Source organism: Xanthomonas sp. NCPPB 4037, assembly GCF_041475695.2.
Lineage (GTDB): Bacteria > Pseudomonadota > Gammaproteobacteria > Xanthomonadales > Xanthomonadaceae > Xanthomonas > Xanthomonas campestris.
Window position 1 is genome coordinate 2557770 of record NZ_CM191261.1, and the last position, 17374, is coordinate 2575143.

15 protein-coding genes, 4 other RNA genes and 8 pseudogenes are annotated in these 17374 nt (G+C 59.5%); 13 read left to right on the forward strand and 14 right to left on the reverse strand.

Annotation, left to right across the window (positions count from 1 at the left end; genetic code table 11):
* Window positions 1–88 precede the first annotated feature (88 nt).
* Window positions 89–583, reverse strand: a pseudogene (locus ACCQ01_RS11375) (DNA-binding protein); the annotation flags it as partial.
* A gap of 70 nt (window positions 584–653) precedes the next feature.
* Here ACCQ01_RS11375 and ACCQ01_RS11380 point away from each other — a divergent pair.
* Window positions 654–1756, forward strand: a protein-coding gene (locus ACCQ01_RS11380; protein ID WP_372358882.1) for an IS3 family transposase whose coding sequence is annotated in 2 segments (ribosomal slippage) — window positions 654–912 and window positions 912–1756 — 1104 coding nt in all. Because the reading frame shifts where the segments join, the coding sequence is not laid out codon by codon here.
* Window positions 1757–1777: 21 nt separating this feature from the next.
* A pseudogene (locus ACCQ01_RS11385) lies at window positions 1778–1867 on the forward strand (recombinase family protein); the annotation flags it as partial.
* Window positions 1868–2067: 200 nt separating this feature from the next.
* Here ACCQ01_RS11385 and xopG read toward each other — a convergent pair.
* The gene (gene xopG / locus ACCQ01_RS11390) at window positions 2068–2751 is read right to left on the reverse strand and encodes a XopG/HopH/AvrPtoH family type III secretion system effector (protein ID WP_503258128.1); all 684 of its coding nucleotides are present in this window, start codon (window positions 2749–2751) and stop codon (window positions 2068–2070) included.
* 241 nt (window positions 2752–2992) lie between these two features.
* Here xopG and ACCQ01_RS11395 point away from each other — a divergent pair.
* From ACCQ01_RS11395 to ACCQ01_RS11420, 6 genes and pseudogenes are all read left to right on the forward strand, one after another.
* A pseudogene (locus ACCQ01_RS11395) lies at window positions 2993–3958 on the forward strand (IS5 family transposase); the annotation flags it as partial.
* Window positions 3933–4649: pseudogene (locus ACCQ01_RS11400) on the forward strand (DNA-binding protein); the annotation flags it as partial. The pseudogenes ACCQ01_RS11395 and ACCQ01_RS11400, both read left to right, overlap by 26 nt.
* 396 nt (window positions 4650–5045) lie before the next feature.
* Window positions 5046–6263: a YopJ family acetyltransferase gene (locus ACCQ01_RS11405; protein WP_228434288.1), complete on the forward strand. Its 1218-nt coding sequence runs from the start codon at window positions 5046–5048 to the stop codon at window positions 6261–6263.
* A gap of 253 nt (window positions 6264–6516) precedes the next feature.
* A pseudogene (locus ACCQ01_RS11410) lies at window positions 6517–7130 on the forward strand (IS30 family transposase); the annotation flags it as partial.
* 204 nt (window positions 7131–7334) lie between these two features.
* Complete coding sequence (locus ACCQ01_RS11415) at window positions 7335–7721, forward strand: hypothetical protein (RefSeq protein WP_372358884.1); 387 nt, start codon at window positions 7335–7337, stop codon at window positions 7719–7721.
* Between the two features lie 45 nt (window positions 7722–7766).
* A complete protein-coding gene (locus ACCQ01_RS11420; protein WP_081306973.1) occupies window positions 7767–8393 on the forward strand; it encodes an SEC-C domain-containing protein in 627 nt (208 codons plus the stop codon).
* Window positions 8394–8665: 272 nt separating this feature from the next.
* On the opposite strand, the gene ACCQ01_RS11425 is transcribed toward ACCQ01_RS11420, so the two are convergent.
* Both ACCQ01_RS11425 and ACCQ01_RS11430 read right to left on the reverse strand, forming a co-directional pair.
* Window positions 8666–8836: a hypothetical protein gene (locus tag ACCQ01_RS11425; RefSeq protein ID WP_155767704.1), complete on the reverse strand. Its 171-nt coding sequence runs from the start codon at window positions 8834–8836 to the stop codon at window positions 8666–8668.
* Window positions 8829–9260, reverse strand: a complete 432-nt coding sequence (locus ACCQ01_RS11430; RefSeq protein ID WP_228434282.1) for a hypothetical protein — start codon at window positions 9258–9260, stop codon at window positions 8829–8831. The genes ACCQ01_RS11425 and ACCQ01_RS11430 overlap by 8 nt, the downstream gene beginning before the upstream one ends.
* Window positions 9261–9357: 97 nt before the next feature.
* Between ACCQ01_RS11430 and ACCQ01_RS11435 the strand changes: the two genes are divergently transcribed.
* Window positions 9358–9432, forward strand: a non-coding RNA gene (locus tag ACCQ01_RS11435) — sX9 sRNA.
* A 635-nt stretch (window positions 9433–10067) separates the two neighbouring features.
* Here ACCQ01_RS11435 and ACCQ01_RS11440 read toward each other — a convergent pair.
* Both ACCQ01_RS11440 and ACCQ01_RS11445 read right to left on the reverse strand, forming a co-directional pair.
* On the reverse strand, window positions 10068–10655 hold the full coding sequence (locus ACCQ01_RS11440) for a hypothetical protein (protein WP_126936940.1): 588 nt from the start codon (window positions 10653–10655) through the stop codon (window positions 10068–10070).
* Between the two features lie 150 nt (window positions 10656–10805).
* Window positions 10806–10880: non-coding RNA, sX9 sRNA (locus tag ACCQ01_RS11445), on the reverse strand.
* A 280-nt stretch (window positions 10881–11160) separates the two neighbouring features.
* Between ACCQ01_RS11445 and ACCQ01_RS11450 the strand changes: the two genes are divergently transcribed.
* Entirely contained in the window at window positions 11161–11361 is a 201-nt protein-coding gene (locus tag ACCQ01_RS11450) for a hypothetical protein (protein WP_228434283.1), read from the forward strand.
* 192 nt (window positions 11362–11553) lie between these two features.
* On the opposite strand, the pseudogene ACCQ01_RS11455 reads toward ACCQ01_RS11450, so the two are convergent.
* Window positions 11554–11856: pseudogene (locus ACCQ01_RS11455) on the reverse strand (DNA-binding protein); the annotation flags it as partial.
* Window positions 11857–12053: 197 nt separating this feature from the next.
* Between ACCQ01_RS11455 and ACCQ01_RS11460 the strand changes: the two are divergent.
* A non-coding RNA gene (locus tag ACCQ01_RS11460) (sX9 sRNA) lies at window positions 12054–12128 on the forward strand.
* 82 nt (window positions 12129–12210) lie between these two features.
* Here the strand turns inward: ACCQ01_RS11460 and ACCQ01_RS11465 are convergent.
* The 5 genes from ACCQ01_RS11465 to ACCQ01_RS11485 form a co-directional block, all read right to left on the reverse strand.
* Window positions 12211–12702 (reverse strand): hypothetical protein, encoded by a 492-nt coding sequence (locus ACCQ01_RS11465; RefSeq protein ID WP_228434284.1) that lies wholly within the window; start codon window positions 12700–12702, stop codon window positions 12211–12213.
* Window positions 12695–12970 carry a hypothetical protein gene (locus tag ACCQ01_RS11470; protein ID WP_046936227.1) on the reverse strand — a complete coding sequence of 92 codons (276 nt, stop codon included), beginning with the start codon at window positions 12968–12970 and terminating at the stop codon, window positions 12695–12697. The genes ACCQ01_RS11465 and ACCQ01_RS11470 overlap by 8 nt, the downstream gene beginning before the upstream one ends.
* A 94-nt stretch (window positions 12971–13064) precedes the next feature.
* Window positions 13065–13250, reverse strand: a complete 186-nt coding sequence (locus ACCQ01_RS11475; protein WP_046936229.1) for a hypothetical protein — start codon at window positions 13248–13250, stop codon at window positions 13065–13067.
* 19 nt (window positions 13251–13269) lie between these two features.
* Window positions 13270–13584: a hypothetical protein gene (locus ACCQ01_RS11480; protein ID WP_228434285.1), complete on the reverse strand. Its 315-nt coding sequence runs from the start codon at window positions 13582–13584 to the stop codon at window positions 13270–13272.
* Window positions 13581–13820 (reverse strand): hypothetical protein, encoded by a 240-nt coding sequence (locus ACCQ01_RS11485; RefSeq protein ID WP_228434286.1) that lies wholly within the window; start codon window positions 13818–13820, stop codon window positions 13581–13583. Before ACCQ01_RS11485 ends, ACCQ01_RS11480 begins: the two co-directional genes overlap by 4 nt.
* A 242-nt stretch (window positions 13821–14062) precedes the next feature.
* Here ACCQ01_RS11485 and ACCQ01_RS11490 point away from each other — a divergent pair, with 242 nt between their 5' ends.
* Window positions 14063–15328 (forward strand): hypothetical protein, encoded by a 1266-nt coding sequence (locus ACCQ01_RS11490; RefSeq protein ID WP_228434287.1) that lies wholly within the window; start codon window positions 14063–14065, stop codon window positions 15326–15328.
* Here ACCQ01_RS11490 and ACCQ01_RS11495 read toward each other — a convergent pair.
* Window positions 15316–16121, reverse strand: a pseudogene (locus ACCQ01_RS11495) (IS5 family transposase). The gene ACCQ01_RS11490 and the pseudogene ACCQ01_RS11495 overlap by 13 nt on opposite strands.
* 49 nt (window positions 16122–16170) lie before the next feature.
* A non-coding RNA gene (locus ACCQ01_RS11500) (sX9 sRNA) lies at window positions 16171–16244 on the reverse strand.
* 178 nt (window positions 16245–16422) lie between these two features.
* Between ACCQ01_RS11500 and ACCQ01_RS11505 the strand changes: the two are divergent.
* Window positions 16423–17297: pseudogene (locus ACCQ01_RS11505) on the forward strand (MBL fold metallo-hydrolase).
* The last annotated feature ends 77 nt before the right edge of the window (window positions 17298–17374 follow it).

The window sequence follows — 17374 nt, forward strand, 5'->3', positions numbered from 1 at the left end:
GCTCCGCTTCGCTTCGCCTCACCGAAGGCATGGTTGGGACGGCGAAGCATTGACGCGGGGGATTCCCGAGCCTTCGCCAAGCGGCTGATCATCTGCCTGCCGGCATTGCACCGGCTGAGATGGCGTTTTCGGGTTCGCCAACGGAGTGCACTGGCCGCAGCCGCGCCAGGAGTTGTTCCAACGTGCTCAGGCGCACCGTGGCCCGCAAGGTGTCCGCCTCGGCGTGTTCCCGGCGCTGGCGCTCTTCGACCAGCTCGGCCCGCGCCGCAGCCAGTTCGGCGCGCACGCATTCCAGCGCTTGGACATCTTGGGTCCAGCGCACCTGCAGGGCTTGGTGCTCGGCGGCCGTCAGGCGCAGCGCGTCGCGCTCGCGTTGCTGGGCATCGGTCCGCTGGCGTGCCTGCGCCAGTTCCCGCTCCAGGCGGGTATGGCGTTCCAGCCACTGGCCATTGTCGCGGTTGAGCTGCATCAGATCGTGGTTCTTGGCGGTCAAGGCCTCGTTGGCCCGCCGCAGGGCGACCTGCAACTCCTGCACTTGATGCGCGTGCCGGCGCTGCTCCTGCTCGCGCTGGTCTCGGACGGAGGCGACGTCCCCCCAATTTTGAGTAGTGCCTCAGTTTGGAGTCCAATTCCCTACCCCGAGGAGATTGGACGTGAAGAAGCGTTTTTCCGAAGAACAGATCATCGGCTTCCTGCGCGAAGCCGAAAGCGGCGTCGCCATCAAGGACCTGTGCCGGCGGCATGGCTTCAGCGAGGCCTCGTACTACCTGTGGCGCAGCAAGTTCGGTGGGATGAGCGTGCCCGATGCCAAGCGGCTCAAGGACCTCGAGTCCGAGAACGCGCGGCTGAAGAAGTTGCTGGCCGAGCAGCTGTTCGAGAACGACCTGATCAAGGATGCGCTGCGAAAAAAGTGGTAAGCGCACCGGCGCGTCGTACGCTGGTGCGCGAGTGGATCGGGCGCGGTGCCAGCGAGCGTCGTGCCTTGGCAGCGATCGGCATGAGCGCCAGTGCGCTGCGCTATTGCCCGCGCGAAGACCGCAATGGCGAACTGCGCGAGCGCATTGTTGCGCTGGCGCATCGCCATCGTCGCTATGGCGTGGGGATGATCTATCTCAAATTGCGGCAAGAAGGACGCATCGTGAACTACAAACGCGTGGAGCGGTTGTACCGCGAACAGCAGCTACAGGTCCGACGGCGCAAGCGCAAAAAAGTGCCAATAGGCGAGCGTCAGCCGCTGCTGCGGCCATCGCAGGCCAACCAGGTGTGGTCGATGGACTTTGTGTTCGACCGCACTGCCGAAGGGCGGGTGATCAAGTGTCTGGTGATCGTGGACGATGCAACCCACGAAGCGGTCGCCATCGACGTGGAGCGCGCGATCTCGGGCCACGGCGTTGCGCGCGTGCTGGACCGACTGGCGCACAGTCGCGGTTTGCCGAAGGTGATCCGCACTGACAATGGCAAGGAGTTTTGCGGTAAGGCGATGGTCGCCTGGGCGCATGCCCGTGATGTGCAACTACGGCTCATCCAGCCAGGCAAACCGAACCAGAACGCCTACGTCGAATCCTTCAATGGCCGACTACGCGACGAATGCCTCAACGAGCACTGGTTCCCGACGTTACTGCACGCGCGCACCGAAATCGAACGCTGGCGACGCGAATACAACGAGGACCGACCCAAGAAGGCGATCGGCGGCATGACCCCGGCTGCTTATGCCCAACATCTGGCAAACACCGATATCATTACCCCCGGACTCTAAACCAAGCCACTACTCAGGGTGGGGGGACGTCGGACCATCGCCAACACTGCGCGCCTAGCAGGCGCTAGCGTCACCACCGTCAAGCGTGTGTGGGCCGCTCACTGTACGAAAAGCCAACCAGCGGCCGCGCTCTTGCCATCGCCCCAGCATTTGGGGAGCTGCAGGCCGGCGCAGCTGTTGATGGTGTCCCGACAGGCTGCCGCCAGTTTGTTGGCATCCACATGCCGGCGGTTGACGAACAACTGAGAGCCAGATCAATGGCCTGCGGTCTATCAGGCTGAAAAGATAATCTCTCCGTCGTATGAGATAAATCAATCGCTTCTGTACCCGGAATAATGGTAGCTGGCTCTTTTTGGTAGGTCATGCTCAGCCCTCACCGAATTTTCGGAGGGCTGCCTTGTTTTTGAATACTTGTATTCCCCAATACCCACTGCGCGCAACTCTTCTTTTCCGGAATCTGTTTCTGGGTCGCGCGAGTCATCGTAAGAACCCATCCAGGTGCCGCCCATCATGTGCTTGGCGTGTACAAGTTCGTGCGCCAGCAGACTGACCTTATCGCGATGGCTGGAAGTTGGGCCCGTGGGGTCGCCGTCCTCATCCAGTCCCATGCTGGTTTGATGCGCTGTCCAGGTGACTACGACGCTGGATCCTTCATTTTGGCCTTGTGAAGTCTTCCACGCATAACGCCTCCCTGCAGTTTCTCTGATTTCCTGATAATTGTTCAAATCGGGGTGCCGTTCTAGCTGATGCCTCGACAAGACTGGCTCCGCCGATGGCCCCGATTTGGAAACTTCCATTTCATGGATAGTGATCTTATGCCGCCTCTGGCTGCTCAGGCTTACGAGATCATCGAGCAACTGGTTTCCCGTGCTTCCAGAGCCTATGGCGTCCAGGTGAACGTTAACTTCTGCATTGAATCTCTCCAAATTTGTGCTGGAATTGATGAGGCTTTGACTGTAAATACCTCGATAATTTGTTTCGATTGGCATTGGCATTGGCGTATGTGTGAGTTGGAGTTTTATTTTATGATGTGATGGATTTTGTATTGAGATTTGGCGCGAAAAGATTTTTTGTTTTGCGAACGTGGGGTTTTCGTTTTCTGCCGTTCTTCAAAAATCGGTGATTGCCGCAAACGCTGAATCGCCCCGGGAAGTTGGGAGGCTCCAACTCTTGGGAACCTCTGAACAACGCACCATAGATACGCGACACTACCCGCCTCATGTTGAGGAGTAATCCATGCAACTGACGTTCGGCGACGCTGAAGGCCTGGGCAAGCAGACCCGCCGGGAGATCTTCCTGGCCGAGATGGAGCAGGTCGTTCCGTGGCAGCACTTGCTCGGTCTGATCGCACCGCACTATCCGGTGTCGGGACGCCCTGGTCGACAGCCATACGCACTGGCGACGATGTTGCGGATTCATTTGCTGCAGCAGTGGTATGCGTTGAGCGATCCGGCGATGGAAGAAGCGTTGCACGAGATCCCGATCTTGCGGAGGTTTGCCCAGCTCGGTGGCTTGGACAACGTTCCGGACGAGACCACGATTCTCAACTTTCGCCGCCTGCTGGAGACCCATGGCCTTGCCGCGCGGATGCTGGACGCTGTCAACGCGCATCTGGCGCGCAAGGGTCAGAGCCTGCGGTCGGGCACGATCGTCGATGCGACGCTGATCGCTGCACCCAGTTCGACCAAGAACGCCGATCACGCGCGCGACCCTGAAATGCATCAGACCAGGAAGGGCAATCAGTGGTATTTCGGGATGAAGGCGCACATCGGCGTGGATGAGTTTTCCGGGTTGGTGCACCACGTCCATTGCACAGCGGCTAATGTCGCCGACGTCACGGTGACGCACACGTTGCTGCATGGCAAAGAAGACAGCGTGTTCGGCGACAGCGGCTACACCGGCGCGGACAAACGCGACGAACTGCAGACCTGCAAGGCAGCATTCTTCATCGCCGCCAGGCCCTCGACGACGCAAGCCATCGGCAACAACCGCGAGCGTGCTCGGGAACAGCGTTGGGAACACTTCAAGGCCAGCGTGCGCGCGAAGGTGGAGCATCCATTCCGGGTGATCAAGCGCCAATTCGGTTACACCAAGGTCCGCTATCGCGGCCTGGCCAAGAACACCACGCAGGTGCTGACGTTGTTTGCGCTTTCAAACCTGTGGATGAAGCGAAAGCAGTTACAGCACGCAGCTGCAGCGCTGCGAGACCGCCCTGCAGGCCGAATGCGAGGCGAGCGCCACCGCCAGAAGCGAGGTGGCCAGCCGCACTACCGAGCTAGCTCAGCTGGAGGAACGGATCGCGGGCCTGACTGTTCGCGTGGCCGAGCACGACGCCCATGCGAAATCGTTGGAACAAAAGCACGACCATGCCAGGGAAGCCCTTGAGCACTACCGCACCTCGGTCAAGGACCAGCGTGAGCAGGAGCAGCGTCGGCACGCGCACCAAGTGCAGGAGTTGCAGGTCGCCCTGCGGCAGGCCAACGAGGCCTTGACCGCCAAGAACCACGACCTGATGCAGCTCAACCGCGACAATGGCCAGTGGCTGGAACGCCATACCCGCCTGGAGCGGGAACTGGCGCAGGCATGCCAGCGGGCCGACGCCCAGCAACGCGAGCGCGACGCACTGCGCCTGGCGGCTACGGAGTACCAAGCCCTGCAGGTGCGATGGACCATAGATGTCCAAGCGCTGGAAGGCGTGCGCGCCGAACTGGCTGCGGCGCGGACCGATCTGGTCGAAGAGCGCCAGCGCCGGGAACATGCCGAGGCGGACACCTTGCGGGCCACGGTACGTCTGAGCACGCTGGAACAGTTACTGGCGCAGCTGCGGCCAGCGCACTCCGTCGGCGAACCCGAAAACGCCATTTCAGCCGGTGCAATGACGGCAGGCAGATGATCAGCCGTTTTGGGGGAAGGCACCGGTCATCCCGTATGCCTTTCGTCGTCCCAGCCACGACTTCGGTGAGGCGAAGCGAAGCGAAGCGCTCCCCCGCCAAACTTGCTTCTACAGTCACTGCAGGAGATCGACATGGGTCTATGCAATTCAAAGCCGAGCGTGGCAGGGTCACCTGAGCATTATGCAACCCACACTACAGAGCAGGCCGCGCCATCCGAATCACCGCTGTCATCGCATAGGGAGTCGCCTTCTTCTTCGATCAGTGCACTGCGCGAGGCTTTACCTTCCCCACCGCGTCGCTCCGCTTCTCTCGAACCGCAGGGCTCACCCAGTTGGCAAGGGGCAGGATGGTCCGGCCATGAGGGTTTTAGCAGCTGGTCAGAATACCAGGGCAACTTGCATGACTCAGCCCATGAGTGGCAGGGCGTATCGACCGGCGAGTATCCGATCGCTCCTGCCGATATGTGGTCTCAGCCAGCCTGGAACCCTTATGCCAGCTTTGACACTGGCGCAGCTTCTTCGCACCCTCAAGCACTCCAAGAACGGGCGCAAGATTCGCGCACATCTCAACCCGTAACGGAGGCCATCAACGCCCTTCGCCAAATCAAGGCACGCTTCGCGGCGCTGCTCGATGGAAACTGGACGCCGGGAGAGGAAGAAAAAATCTTCGACGCCGTAGTCATTCCGACGCTAATTGCGGCGGAGTCCGCGCGCAAACCCGGCTCGCCATTGACTTTGCTCGATACGTCCAAGGAACTTGGTCAATGGTTGAGAAAAAGCATCCCCGCGTCGGGCAAGAGGGCCGTAGCCGTACTGCCAGGCTACGAAGAGCATGCGGTCGCCGTGGATGTCCGCATTATCGGTGGGCGGCGTTCGGTCCTTATCATCGATCCACTGGGAACGGATCCCGACCGGGTTGCCCAATATCGCCAGGATGTACTTCCAGCACTCAAGGAGATGCTGCCATCCAAAGCGAAGACGACGTTGCTCTGCTTGAGTACCCAGAAGGCGCAGACGGGATGCAAGATCTTCGCGCTGTCGGCTACGTCCAAAGCAGCAGATCAACAGACGCTCATGGATGACCTCCACCATCGGAACGTCAATGGTGACGCGTTCGAGGATTGGAGCGGCAACGAAATCCCCATAGCAGCGGTCGGTGATGGCGGCATCCGCATGATCGACGGGAAGCCGCTATTGCCCGCACAATTCTTCAAGCATTCGCAGTCCAGCGGCACCCTTGGTCAATGGGCGGAGGCCAATCAGCCGGGTTCTGCGGCGGCAGCCATCAACACCCGAGGCGAAACGATCGGTGACCGATATAGCCGACACGCGTCGGAGCGTCATCCATGGCCTTTCGTAATCCTTGAAATGGATCAGCGCGGCCTTCGCGGAACCGTCGACCCGAAGGTGATTGAACCTCGACGATTAAGCACCTCACTGGAGCAGAAGCGGCTTGTCTATCTACAGCGCGCAATAGATTTTCTGCGGGTGGCCTCGAAGGACGAGAGCCGCCAGTTCGTAAAGCGTCTGGAGCGGTTTCATCTAAAGGAGACCGATATCTCAACACCAAACCTGAGGAGCCAACCGTGGGGGCCGGACCCTTACACACTTTGACGGCAGGCTTTGCGAGTCCACGGCATACCGCCCCGTTGGAGCGCCAGGCATGGGTGTGCGGCCTGTCAGTTACAGTTCGTCCTGCGCAGCGCAGGCGCTGTAACTGGGCGCACTTCGTGTTGGTAACAAGCCGCGCCGCCAGGGGGCGGCGTGATTTAAGCCAAACAGCCGGCGGCTTCAACTCTGATTCGCAACACCAACGGTTGTGAAGTGGTCCGGCGACCTGACCTGACGACGTCACAGCCAAGTGGAGTTGCCCACGTCATCCAGCCGCCTGGACCAGGCCGAACGATACCGTTTGCATGCGTTATATGAAACCGGGATGTCGATGCGGGCCATCGCCGATGCGTTGGAGCGCGCGCCCAGCACGATCAGCCGCGAACTGCGCCGCAATTAGCACGCTCGGCACTATCTGCCAGAGCACGCACAGCGCATAAGCGAGCATCGGCGCACGCAGGCCAGCCGGCGTCCACGCATCGACGCTGAGCGCATCTGCCAGATCGAGGTCCTGCTGAGGGAGGACTTCAGCCCGGAACAGATTGCCGGTCGCACCGGCCTGGCCAGTCACGAATGGATCTATCGGCAAATCTACGCCGACCACAAGCGCGGTGGCCAGTTGTTCACGCATCTACGCGAAGCCCAAGCGTGGTGGAGCAGCGAAGCCGCATCGGCGACTGGGAGCTGGATACCCTCCGGGCCTCACACGGAAAGGCCGTGGTGGTCAGCATGACCGAACGCCGCAGTCGCCTGCCTCTGCTGGCTTACTCGCCTGACGGCACCGCCGAGAACGTACGCAACGCCATCGTCCAGCGGCTGGGTGGCCTACGCCATACAGTGCATATACTCACCGCCGACAACGGCAAGGAATCAAGCGTCGCAAGGTCAACTGTCAAGCTTTGCACACTGCCACTCCTGATCCATCAGTAAGCGCCCGCACTTCGGGCCGCATTAGATTAGCAGAAGTCAACAATCCTGATCTCAGGCACTTACGCACCCGGTGACCGACCGGCCTCGCACACTCGCCGCAAGACAGTTGCAGCGTGCCGAACCTCGAAAGGGACGAGGTGGTGGATGAGCCGATGGAAGCGCCGTTTTATCTGGCAACTTCATGTTTTCACAAAAGAAATCGGATTCTGCGAGTCATTTTTACACGTATGTCGTTTACACGTATGTCGGCTGAACCCCGATACGCTGCGCCTTAGAGCGGCCGAATATCAGGCGCTGCAGGTGCGCTGGAGCCAAGATGCTCAGAGTTTGGACGCTACGCGACAAGAGCTCGAACAAGCCCGAGACGAGCTGGCGCAGGAACGCGAACAACGTGAGCAGGCCGAGGTGGAGACCCTGCGCGCCACGGTGCGTCTGAGCACCCTGGAGCCGCTCGTGGCCCAGCTACTGCCGGCCAGTGCAGCTGGCAGTGGCTTAAAGCCGATCTCATCGGAAGAGACGCCGGCGCCATAGCTTACGCAGAGAACACCAGGCGCAACGATCGCAAGGAGCTTTGCCATGAGCGTAGTCACCACCACACCCCCGGAAATCACCCGTGCAGTGCGGCGCTTGGCCGATTCGGTCGTGCGCGGTGCACAGCCGGTATATCTCTCGGTACATCCAGAAGCTGATGCGATCGTGCATGAGTGCTTTCCCAACGTGCAGGCCAAGATCGCTAGGGACGGCGGCCAGATGCTGTGCGGTTGGCAACTGTGGGAATGGCCGCACGTCCTGGTGGAAGCAGAATTTCATGCCGTGTGGATCAGCCCCGCTGGGGAAATGATCGACATCACGCCAAAGCCCGAAGGCGAGGCACGTATTCTCTTCGTGCCCGACCCGCGCAGACGCTACAAAGGCTTGGCCATCGACAACGTCCGCATGCCGCTACGCGACGACCTGTTGATCAAGCACTTTATTCAGATGTCGGAAGCGATCGTTCGGGTCATGAATCGTGGCGAGCGAGCATCGCAGTATGGGCACGTTAGCGTTCCCGTCGATGAGATCCAGCCCCTTCTGCAGGCGAGGGATTTCCTCGGCCAATCACTCGGTGCAGGACTACGCGAGCATGCGCCGTGTCTGTGTGGCAGCGGCAGCAAGTACAAGCGCTGCCATGGCGCGCAGTTGGAGGCGTTCTTCCGTCGCTAACGGTGGTGCCCCTGGTCGGAATCGAACCGACGTGTACGAGCTTATCGGACGGACGCGTGCGCGCACTAGGTCAGAAGGCCGGCGTGTTCGGAAGATTAGCGTGGATATCCGCCGCCGGCATGAAGCAATTTCCTTGCATCTCAGTTAATTAGGCAGGTTTTGGCCCAAACCGTAATGATTCCCTGCCGACCCTCTAGAAACGCAGTGCTGGTTTTCCTATCCACGGCTTGCCTCTCTTAGTGAATACCTTTGCCATACTACGCACCCACGTCTCACGGGCTGCGATCGCCGGAGCGTGGTCCAAATACCAGTGAACACACGCGTGAAGCGAGGTTCATCGCGAGCGACGCTAACAGGCAAGTCAACACCACCCATCCGACGATCAGCGCCAGAGCGATCAGATGATCGAGCGGGGAGAATTGGGACCAGTCGAAGTTACGCATCACGGGACACCTCTGGCACGTGAATGACAAGGGCACTATCAAAACCGATTGACTGCAACTCATCGCTAAGGCGAACTCGCTCAGCTCCCATCTGGCTCGTCAACAGCCAGGATTCATCGCGAAAAATCGAATGAGCATAGCCAGTGCGATTTGCTAGCTGGCGCTCCACAGCTTCCAGCTGTGGCAGCAGGGCTGTGGCGACGCTCGCCGCGTCGCGCCAAAACGTGCCGCTGCCGCACGCACTGACGCCGCTCGCATTGATGGCTCCGGTGATGTCGAGAATCGGCATCGGGCCGATGACATGCCGATGCACCGCACCATCGGCGGTGTCCACTGCGTAGATCCGCCACGGTCGCGCGTCTACCGCCGTCGACGTGACAAACAGCTGCTCCCACGTGTCATAGCTGGCGAGCGTGTCGTACATCTTGCTCTCCCCGCCGGGATGTCGGGTGACTTCTAAGAGCAGCTATCAAAACGACTGCGCAGCCGCCAGGCGGGCGCGGCCGGTGCTCGGAATCTTCATGTACCCACGTACATTCCGGTTCCTCCGCGCCGTCCGCACCTACCTGACGACTGCTCGCTACGTTTTGTTAGCCGCTCTAAATACCACTGCCGCGTGTGGCATTGCGGGCAAGCACCGAGCATCGCCATCGAGATGCAGGGCGCGCCGTCGGCCTGGCGCGGTGCACGCGGGATGGCATCGCCATCGTCGGCAAGATGGGTATCGGGCACGGTCATAGCTATGTCGTTTGGGTATGCCGTCGCCAGCAGGGTGTTGCAGCTGACACACCGGACGGTAGTACTGGCAACCAGTACAACGGGTAGCAATTGGTCTTCAACCTGCATAAAAAATCATCCTCTTCCGCTTCAGATGCTTAGCAATAGCACTAAGCTTGATAATCCTCGGTACTCCCTTGATAAAGAGAATTGGCATAAGTACGCCAACGACGCCTACTGCCACAATAGTGATAACGGCTTGGTTGTCCATATTTAATCCGCGATCCGACCTGCTTTACGGGTGAATGCTACATAGCCAGTTATAGAGGCTACGAAATACAGTGCGCTCATTTTAAAAACGGTTAGACAGAAGTCTGAGCCGTCCGTTGATCCTGGCTCATACCTAACCGTCGACCATAGTGCTGCTGACAGTAATGAGAGAGGAAGCGACACAGCTGCAGATGTACTAGATAGCTCTCGAAGGAAATCCAGTGCGGCTTTCATTGGGATGGCATTAAACATGGACGCTTGTTCCTAGAATATGCATTGCATGGCACACAGCGCAGTCAGGGTTACGGCGATCCGGCGCTTTGGTATTGGGGCAGTTGTCCGGATCGCTATGCTCCAGCACGCCCTCTAGAGCCTGCCGCAGGATATGGACTGCTCCCACAGCACCATCCGCAGCCCGAAGCCATCGCGCATGTGCGATCCCTGGCGTGGTGACATCACCACGCCAGGCACTTCCGTCGTCGGTGTTGAGCAGGACGTACTTGTCAGGCTGATAGGTGGTCACATCGAGTTGATAAAGTTGGCAGTGCTGCGGCGCTTGTGTCAGCGTCCAACAACCTGCGTCAACATGCGCGGCGCCGGAGGCGCGCATCGCTTGAAGGTGTCTTTTCACTCGCGTAACAGGCGGTTCACCTTGTGCCGCAAAAGGCTGCGCCTTGTGCTTGAGCACGAATTGACGGAGCGGTGAACGAGTGAGCAAGTCGGATACCCGCAGACCTCTGCTACCAGCAAGCGCCAGTGCTTCGCGCAAGATGGCATCCAAGGCGGCGGTTGTGGGCATACCTTCAAAATCGGTCTCAATCGGTGCGCTCACGTTGGATCATCCTCTGTCCCATGATTACCATTACTCTCAAAGTACCTGGAGATCGTCGCTAGGCTCGAAGAAACCGATGTAGCAAGTTCGAGAGCCGCATCACGCTCGACGCGCAGTTGATCGATCGTGTGCATATGTTCAACTAAGAGCGGCTAACAAAACGTAGCGAGCAGTCGTCAGGTGGGTGCGGACGGCGCGGAGGAACCGGAATGTACGTGGGTACATGCCGATTCCGAGCACCGGCCGCGCCCGCCTGACGGCTGCGCAGTAGTTTTGATAGCTGCTCTAAGGCCGCGGAGAGAGTGCGTGCCTCACCATGCGCTGCTGCGAGCAGCGTTTCTGACTGCAGGAGCCTATCCTCCAATGTCGTAGCCCTAAGCGAGGCTGCAGCTAGCTCAGAAGCCTTTGCATCGAGTTGCGTCTGATGTAGCTCCAGGCGTTCAGAAAGCCTTTGGAGTGAGTCAAGCAGATTCGTTCCCTGTTCTTGCCCCGACTCGCGCAAGCGATGTATGGCATTCAATATCTTCGCGTATCGATCTTCAAAACGCTCGAAACGCTTACTCGCCGCGTCACGCTCATGGCGGGCTTCAGCCAATGCAAGTTGACTTGCCTGTTCACGCTCCTGGCTCACTGCGATTTCTTGCAGCGCGAGACCCAGCTCATCTCGCACGCCGGCAAGGGCGGAACTCAGCTCTCGAAGTTCTGACTCAACCTGCAGCCGATCCAGACGCGCTTGATCGAGACGCGACACGAGGTTGGTTTTGTCCGACTGAAGTTCGTGAATCAGTCGCTCTTGCTCGCTGGCGCGTTCGGCCATTTTTGCCTGCTCGGCAAACAACGCCTCTTCTTTCGCATCCAGCATCACCGAGCGTTGCTCCGCAGCAGCCTCGCGGGTGCATAGCGCCTCCTGCCGTTGCCGCTCTGCATCCGAGAGTACCTGAGCTGCTTGCTCCGCAGCGTGGCGTATCTGGGCGCCGATATCGGTGATCGGTTTGCGCGAGCGCGCGTCGCCAACCTTGATGAAGAACTCGGCACCGTGTTCTTCAAACCATCGAGCGATGAACTTTGACAGCACTGGACCACTACCGCGACTGCCGAGCACCTCGCGAACACTCATGTGCGTTGGCGCCTGGCCTGCAGCGAGTAGCTTCTCGATCGCATCGAACACTTCCGTCGATGTGATGCGGCTTGACTCGACCATTACAGGCTGATCCTGACTTGTGCCGAATCGATTCCAGCCTCCATCGCCTCAATGGCAGTGATTTCATCGCGCAGACTTACCGCAGTGACGCGAACTCCTGGGGCGACCTCCACGTCTTCGCCCAAAGCCTCTATAAGAGCAGCTATCAAAACTACTGCGCAGCCGTCAGGCGGGCGCGGCCGGTGCTCGGAATCGGCATGTACCCACGTACATTCCGGTTCCTCCGCGCCGTCCGCACCCACCTGACGACTGCTCGCTACGTTTTGTTAGCCGCTCTAAGTGGCTTCATGAATTTCTGCCCATTGGCGGCGTCGGTCATCTCAAACACCACCGTGCGAAACACTTTGGTTTCCATCAATTTTGCCCCTCATCTTCATTGCGGCGATCTTCCAATTCCTGCGTTGTTAGGTGGGGACTGGCGTATACGGCGTAGGCTTCTTGCCAAAAAGTCCATGCAATGCTGCATTCATAATGCCTGTATTCAAGTTCCTGGCCGCCTCTTTCGACTCTTAGGTCCTGTATCCGCGCAAACGCCTCGAAATCCTCGCGAACATCCTCTCCAGCCACTCCTGGCTTGCGCTGGGTGGTACGCATGCCGGCAATGCTGTCGGCTGCCACCGCTACCTGCACAACAGCAGCTGCGGACGGCACAACGTCGATCTCTTGCTTTCCTTGCCATTGCGACGTGAGTGCCGCAATCGCCGCATCCGCGCAAGGCAAGTAGTCTTGCCAGCGACGAGCATTGCCCTGAGCATCACCGGCGTGATCCGGCACCTCTTCGCATGCCAGACAAACAGCGCGTGCGACAGCCTCTAGCTGCTTCTCGCGTTCAATATTTTCAGCCATGTGAGTTCTCCGATTTCTTGGATGTTGTCGAGCAGGCGGCTTGCCGCGACAGCAGGTGCGCGATGTGGCGAGCGTAGGTTGCGACGGCACGCCAATACGCGGCCATTGGGCCTTTGCGTTTGCGTTTGCGCCACGCCTTTTCGGCTTCGGCATTGGCCTGGTTGCGCAGCTCTCGCATCAGCGCCTCCAGGTGTGCGCGCTCGCTCGGGGGAAGCCTCTGCAGCGCTTGGCCGGCCGGTAGTTTTAGAAGTGGGTTCAAGTAGCCCATCAGCCCCTGTCCTGGTAGAGACCGCAGGCGCAGGCGCAGGCGAGCATGTAGCAGACGCCGGCGATATTGTGTTCGTGCTTTGGCTCCCACGACCCTAGATGGGCCTGCACGGCGCGACGTAGAGCCTCAGCACTGAAGCAGGCTTGAGCTCCAGCCGCGCATCGGGCAGGGGCTGCCCGTAGAAGATGGCGCTGGCCAGCTGCGTATAAAGGTTGCCGGCCTTGAACTCCTGGGGGACCTGCTCGTAGGCTGGAAGCAAGCGCTCCGTGGCGAAAGCCACTTCAACGTCATAGGCGCGCTCACGGCGGCGTCTCGCTGCTGGTGGCCAGCACCGGGCGCCCGCCGATCATCAGCCCGGGCACGACGCCGGCGGGCAGGCGCGCGAGCTCGGCCGAGCGCAGGGCGTCGACGCGGGCGACTTCATCCCGCGTAAGGCGCGCCCGCACCATCGCCATGTTGCGACGAGTTCGATGGCACTGCAGTTCCTTGCGCAATTGTTTGCGTCGATCCGCCAGCCCGTGACGCCGGCAGTTGCGCAACTGGCCCCGGGTCTCAAGGGCTAAGCGGTGGTTTTCACGGGCAGCTAACACCCAATATGCTGTCACGCAGTTCATTGGATAATCTGCCCGTCGGCGAAGCCGCACGCCAGCAGGCGCTCGCGGACACGCTCGGTCATCGGCTGCTGCTCGTACCGCGCCGGGCCGTAGCCGAGCCGCTTCGGCAGTTTCTGAGCGACGAACACCTGGCACAGGTCTTCGTCGTCGGTCGAGGCGACAACATAGAGGCCGTCGTCTGCCTGCGGCAAGCGGAACAGCACCGCAAGGGCACTACCATCGTTGTACATCGGCATCGTCGACCTCCGATCAACCGGGCTCGGTAGACCTGTGACCACACTTCTATCGTCTCGACCCATATAAACAATCACTTATCGATGGGCGAAGGTTGGGTTTGGATTCGGTGTCACTGTAACAACATGACCAGTAAAGCTGTGACTATTTTGGGGTGAACACCAAAGCTGTGACTTTCCCGATCCCCTGAATTCTTAGGAAAAGCGATCAACAATCTCCCCCAAGTCATGCTTGGAGAAGGGCCTTGAGCGATGAGAAGTTCGAGCCGTACATACCTTGGGTGCGCGACGCTTTGCTCCCAGGAGAATCAACCTATGCATTTCTGAACAAATTGGGTTGGTTCGCGGTAACGGGCCCACTTCAGCTGATGCGTGATCTTCGCATCAACGAGCAAAATCAGTATCCCCACAAGCCAGGCCGGATCGACTACGCGGAGGTAGTGAATGAATGGAGCAGTAAGGCGCATAGGTATCTGTGGCCAATCCAGCAAGGGAGGCTAGGGGAGTACTTCAACGAGTCGGATTTCTTGATGCTGAAGGACTACTCTGACGGGGCATGGGAAGAAGAGTGTCTCCGCTTCTGCACAGAATGCGTCGCGCTTGGAATGCACTTTACGGTCTGCCAACTGCAGTTTATTGAGTTCTGTCCTTATCACCAACGACGACTGATCTCGCACTGCCCGGTCTGCGGGCGGCAAATGAAATACGCCGCCGCCGTACCCCGCCCAGCATTTAGCTGTGACAGCTGCGGTGGTTCTCTGTTGGATGCCGATATGACCAATGTGTGTGCGAATCAGCGCGTCCGATGGCGGATTTCACACGCCTATCAGGAGCTGGTTGGGGCGATGAATGCTTGCGCACCGATTTATTCCATGGTGACAAGGCGGTTTGGCAGGCGAGGCACGTTGTCGGGCGTCAAGGAAGCTACAACAGCGATGTTGGAGTCCAATAGACAACGTTCCGAGGAGCTTTCTTTTGTACCGAGATTCGCCGCTATCAAAGTCGTTCCCAACCATCGGGGGCAGCCATCTATCCAGCGTATCTTAAAAAGCCACCGTGCCGAAGAACCTTGCTCGATCGAAAAGGAGAGTCGTACCGTCATCCATCGAACTGCCCAATTACGAGCGGGTGCCTGGCTGCTTCAGCGGTATTCCGATCACCTTACCTGTATCGCAACCTCGCGAGAGGTGATCAAGCGCAAAACGTTTGGGCAGTTTCCTGCTCGGACCGCACATAAGCTTTGTTGCATAGGAAACGGGTTTGTGGCGTGGGAGATGTGCCACCTTGACCGTGTACATGAGAGGCTTCCCTATGAACTCTGGGACGCGTGGGGGCTTAAGAGCACGGCCGAGCGATCATTTGGTTCTTACGTTCTTGAGAAGGCATGTCTGATGAGTTCCATTTCGACCTTCCTGAGAAGTGATCCGGATGAACTGTCAGGCTGGTTAGCAAGTAAATTGCCCACAAGCTTTGAGCGTTGGCAAGCATCTAGAGCGTGTTATGAACTTTGAAATAGAGCGGCTGCATTTCCAAGCATCAGGATCGTGAAGACGACAAAGTGCAAACCGGCCAACGTTTCCGGCAATCGCTCATAGTCGCGCGCCAGTCGTCTGAAGCGATTGACCCAGCCGAAGCTGCGCTCGACAACCCAGCGGCGCGGCAGCAAGACAAACCTTTCTTCGCTTCTTGCAGCTTGATGACGTGCAACTCAATGCCCTCTTCCTTAGCCGCTTGCGCCGGTTCTTGGCCGGTATAGCCCTGATCCACAAAAGCGATCTTGACCGTTTCACCGGTCACGTGTTGTACCTCCTGGGCCAACGAACGGACCTGTGCGCGTTCCTGCTCGTTGGCCGGCGTGACCTGGACGGCAAGCAGATGTCCCAGCGTATCGACGGCCATATGCACCTTGCTGCCTTTCTTGCGCTTATAGCCATCGTATCCAGCACGCGGCCCGCTTTCACAGGTGGACTGCAGCGTCCGGCCATCAAAAATCACCGCGCTCGGCTGGCCTTTCTTCCCCTGTGCCACACGCAAGAGTGAGCGCAGATCGCTGACCATGGCCTCAAAGCAGCCAGCCTGCAGCCAGCGCTGCGTTTGCTGATACACCGCTTCCCAAGGCGGGAAATCGTTGGGAAGCAATCGCCACGGTGCGCCGGCGCGTGCGATCCAGCGCAGTGCGTTAAACATCGCGCGTAGCGCGTATTTGCGCTGCGGTGCTTGCGCATCCATCAGTGTGAGATATGGCGCAGCGAAGGCCCATTCTTCGTCGGAGATATCGGTTGGATATGGCTTACGAGGCTTCATCCGTATACGTTATCGTGACAAGGGCAAAGTTCATAACACGCTCTAGAGCGCCTAACGGAATGTAGCGAGCAGTCGTCAGGTGGGTGCGGTCGCGTGGAGGAATCGGAGTGTACGTGGGTATATACCGATTCCGAGCACCGGCCGCGCCCGCCTGGCAACTGCGCAGTCGTTTTGATCGCTGCTCTGGCACGCACACACAGCCGTCAAAGCAGTGTGTGCGTGGCGGCCGTCGTCGCTGCATCGCTCACCGATGAGCGACGACGTCCTTGCAATGCTGGCACGCCAAGCGCGGAGCGTGCCGGTGCGCGTGCACCACCTCAACTGCATCTCCACCTGCCCGCTGGGCGGCCACCTGATGGATGGACGCACGCACGGCGTGCTCGAGCGTGGCCACCTGAGCTGCCACTGCCTGTTGGTGGAAACCAATGCCGGTCTGGTCTTGATCGACACCGGCTTTGGGCTGCGCGATATCGCCGAGCCACGCGCGCGGCTTAGTGCGTTCTTTCTGGCGCTGGTGAAACCGGATCTGCGCGAAGACATGACGGCGATCCGGCAGATCCAGCGGTTGGGCTTCGATCCGCGCGATGTGCGGCATATCGTGCTGACCCATCTGGATTTCGACCATGCCGGCGGGCTGCATGATTTTCCGCATGCGCGCGTGCATCTGATGACGCGTGAGCGTGATGCCGCGCTGGCGCAACACACCTGGATGGACCGGCAACGCTTTCGCCCGCAGCAATGGTCCACGCGTGGGCAATGGCGCACCTACGACAGTACCTCCGGCGCGGCCTGGATGGGCCTGGAGTGCGTGCATGATTTGCACGGGCTACCGCCAGAGATCCTGCTGGTGCCGCTGCCCGGCCACACGTTCGGGCATGCCGCCGTTGCGGTGCGCACCCCTGAGCGTTGGCTGCTGCTCGCCGGCGATGCGTATTTCTATCACCGCGAATGGACCCGCAGCCTTATTGCACGCCTGGGCTGCGTTTCTATCAATGGATGCTGGAAAAGGACCGCGCTGCAAGGCTGCATAACCAGCAACGGTTGCGCGCACTGCGGCAGCAGCATGGTGCGGAGGTGGAGGTGTTCTGTTCGCACGATGTCGTGGAATTCGAGCGCATTGCCGGGCTGCCCGCACGCTTGCCTGCGGGCGCGTTGCAACATGCGCCCACGGCATGAGCACGTGCGCTTCACTTCGCCAGAACGTGCCGCAGCGCGATCATGCGCCACCAGCGCCGCAGCAGCCACGCGGTGCG

Bases quoted from the DNA above. Each gene is read 5' to 3' on its own strand.
- xopG (WP_503258128.1), bottom strand. From the start codon at position 2,751: ATGCCAATGCCAATCGAAACAAATTATCGAGGTATTTACAGTCAAAGC.
- ACCQ01_RS11415 (WP_372358884.1), top strand. From the start codon at position 7,335: ATGAGCCGATGGAAGCGCCGTTTTATCTGGCAACTTCATGTTTTCACA.
- ACCQ01_RS11420 (WP_081306973.1), top strand. From the start codon at position 7,767: ATGAGCGTAGTCACCACCACACCCCCGGAAATCACCCGTGCAGTGCGG.
- ACCQ01_RS11425 (WP_155767704.1), bottom strand. From the start codon at position 8,836: ATGCGTAACTTCGACTGGTCCCAATTCTCCCCGCTCGATCATCTGATC.
- ACCQ01_RS11430 (WP_228434282.1), bottom strand. From the start codon at position 9,260: ATGTACGACACGCTCGCCAGCTATGACACGTGGGAGCAGCTGTTTGTC.
- ACCQ01_RS11450 (WP_228434283.1), top strand. From the start codon at position 11,161: ATGTATGGCATTCAATATCTTCGCGTATCGATCTTCAAAACGCTCGAA.
- ACCQ01_RS11465 (WP_228434284.1), bottom strand. From the start codon at position 12,702: ATGGCTGAAAATATTGAACGCGAGAAGCAGCTAGAGGCTGTCGCACGC.
- ACCQ01_RS11470 (WP_046936227.1), bottom strand. From the start codon at position 12,970: ATGGGCTACTTGAACCCACTTCTAAAACTACCGGCCGGCCAAGCGCTG.
- ACCQ01_RS11480 (WP_228434285.1), bottom strand. From the start codon at position 13,584: ATGAACTGCGTGACAGCATATTGGGTGTTAGCTGCCCGTGAAAACCAC.
- ACCQ01_RS11485 (WP_228434286.1), bottom strand. From the start codon at position 13,820: ATGCCGATGTACAACGATGGTAGTGCCCTTGCGGTGCTGTTCCGCTTG.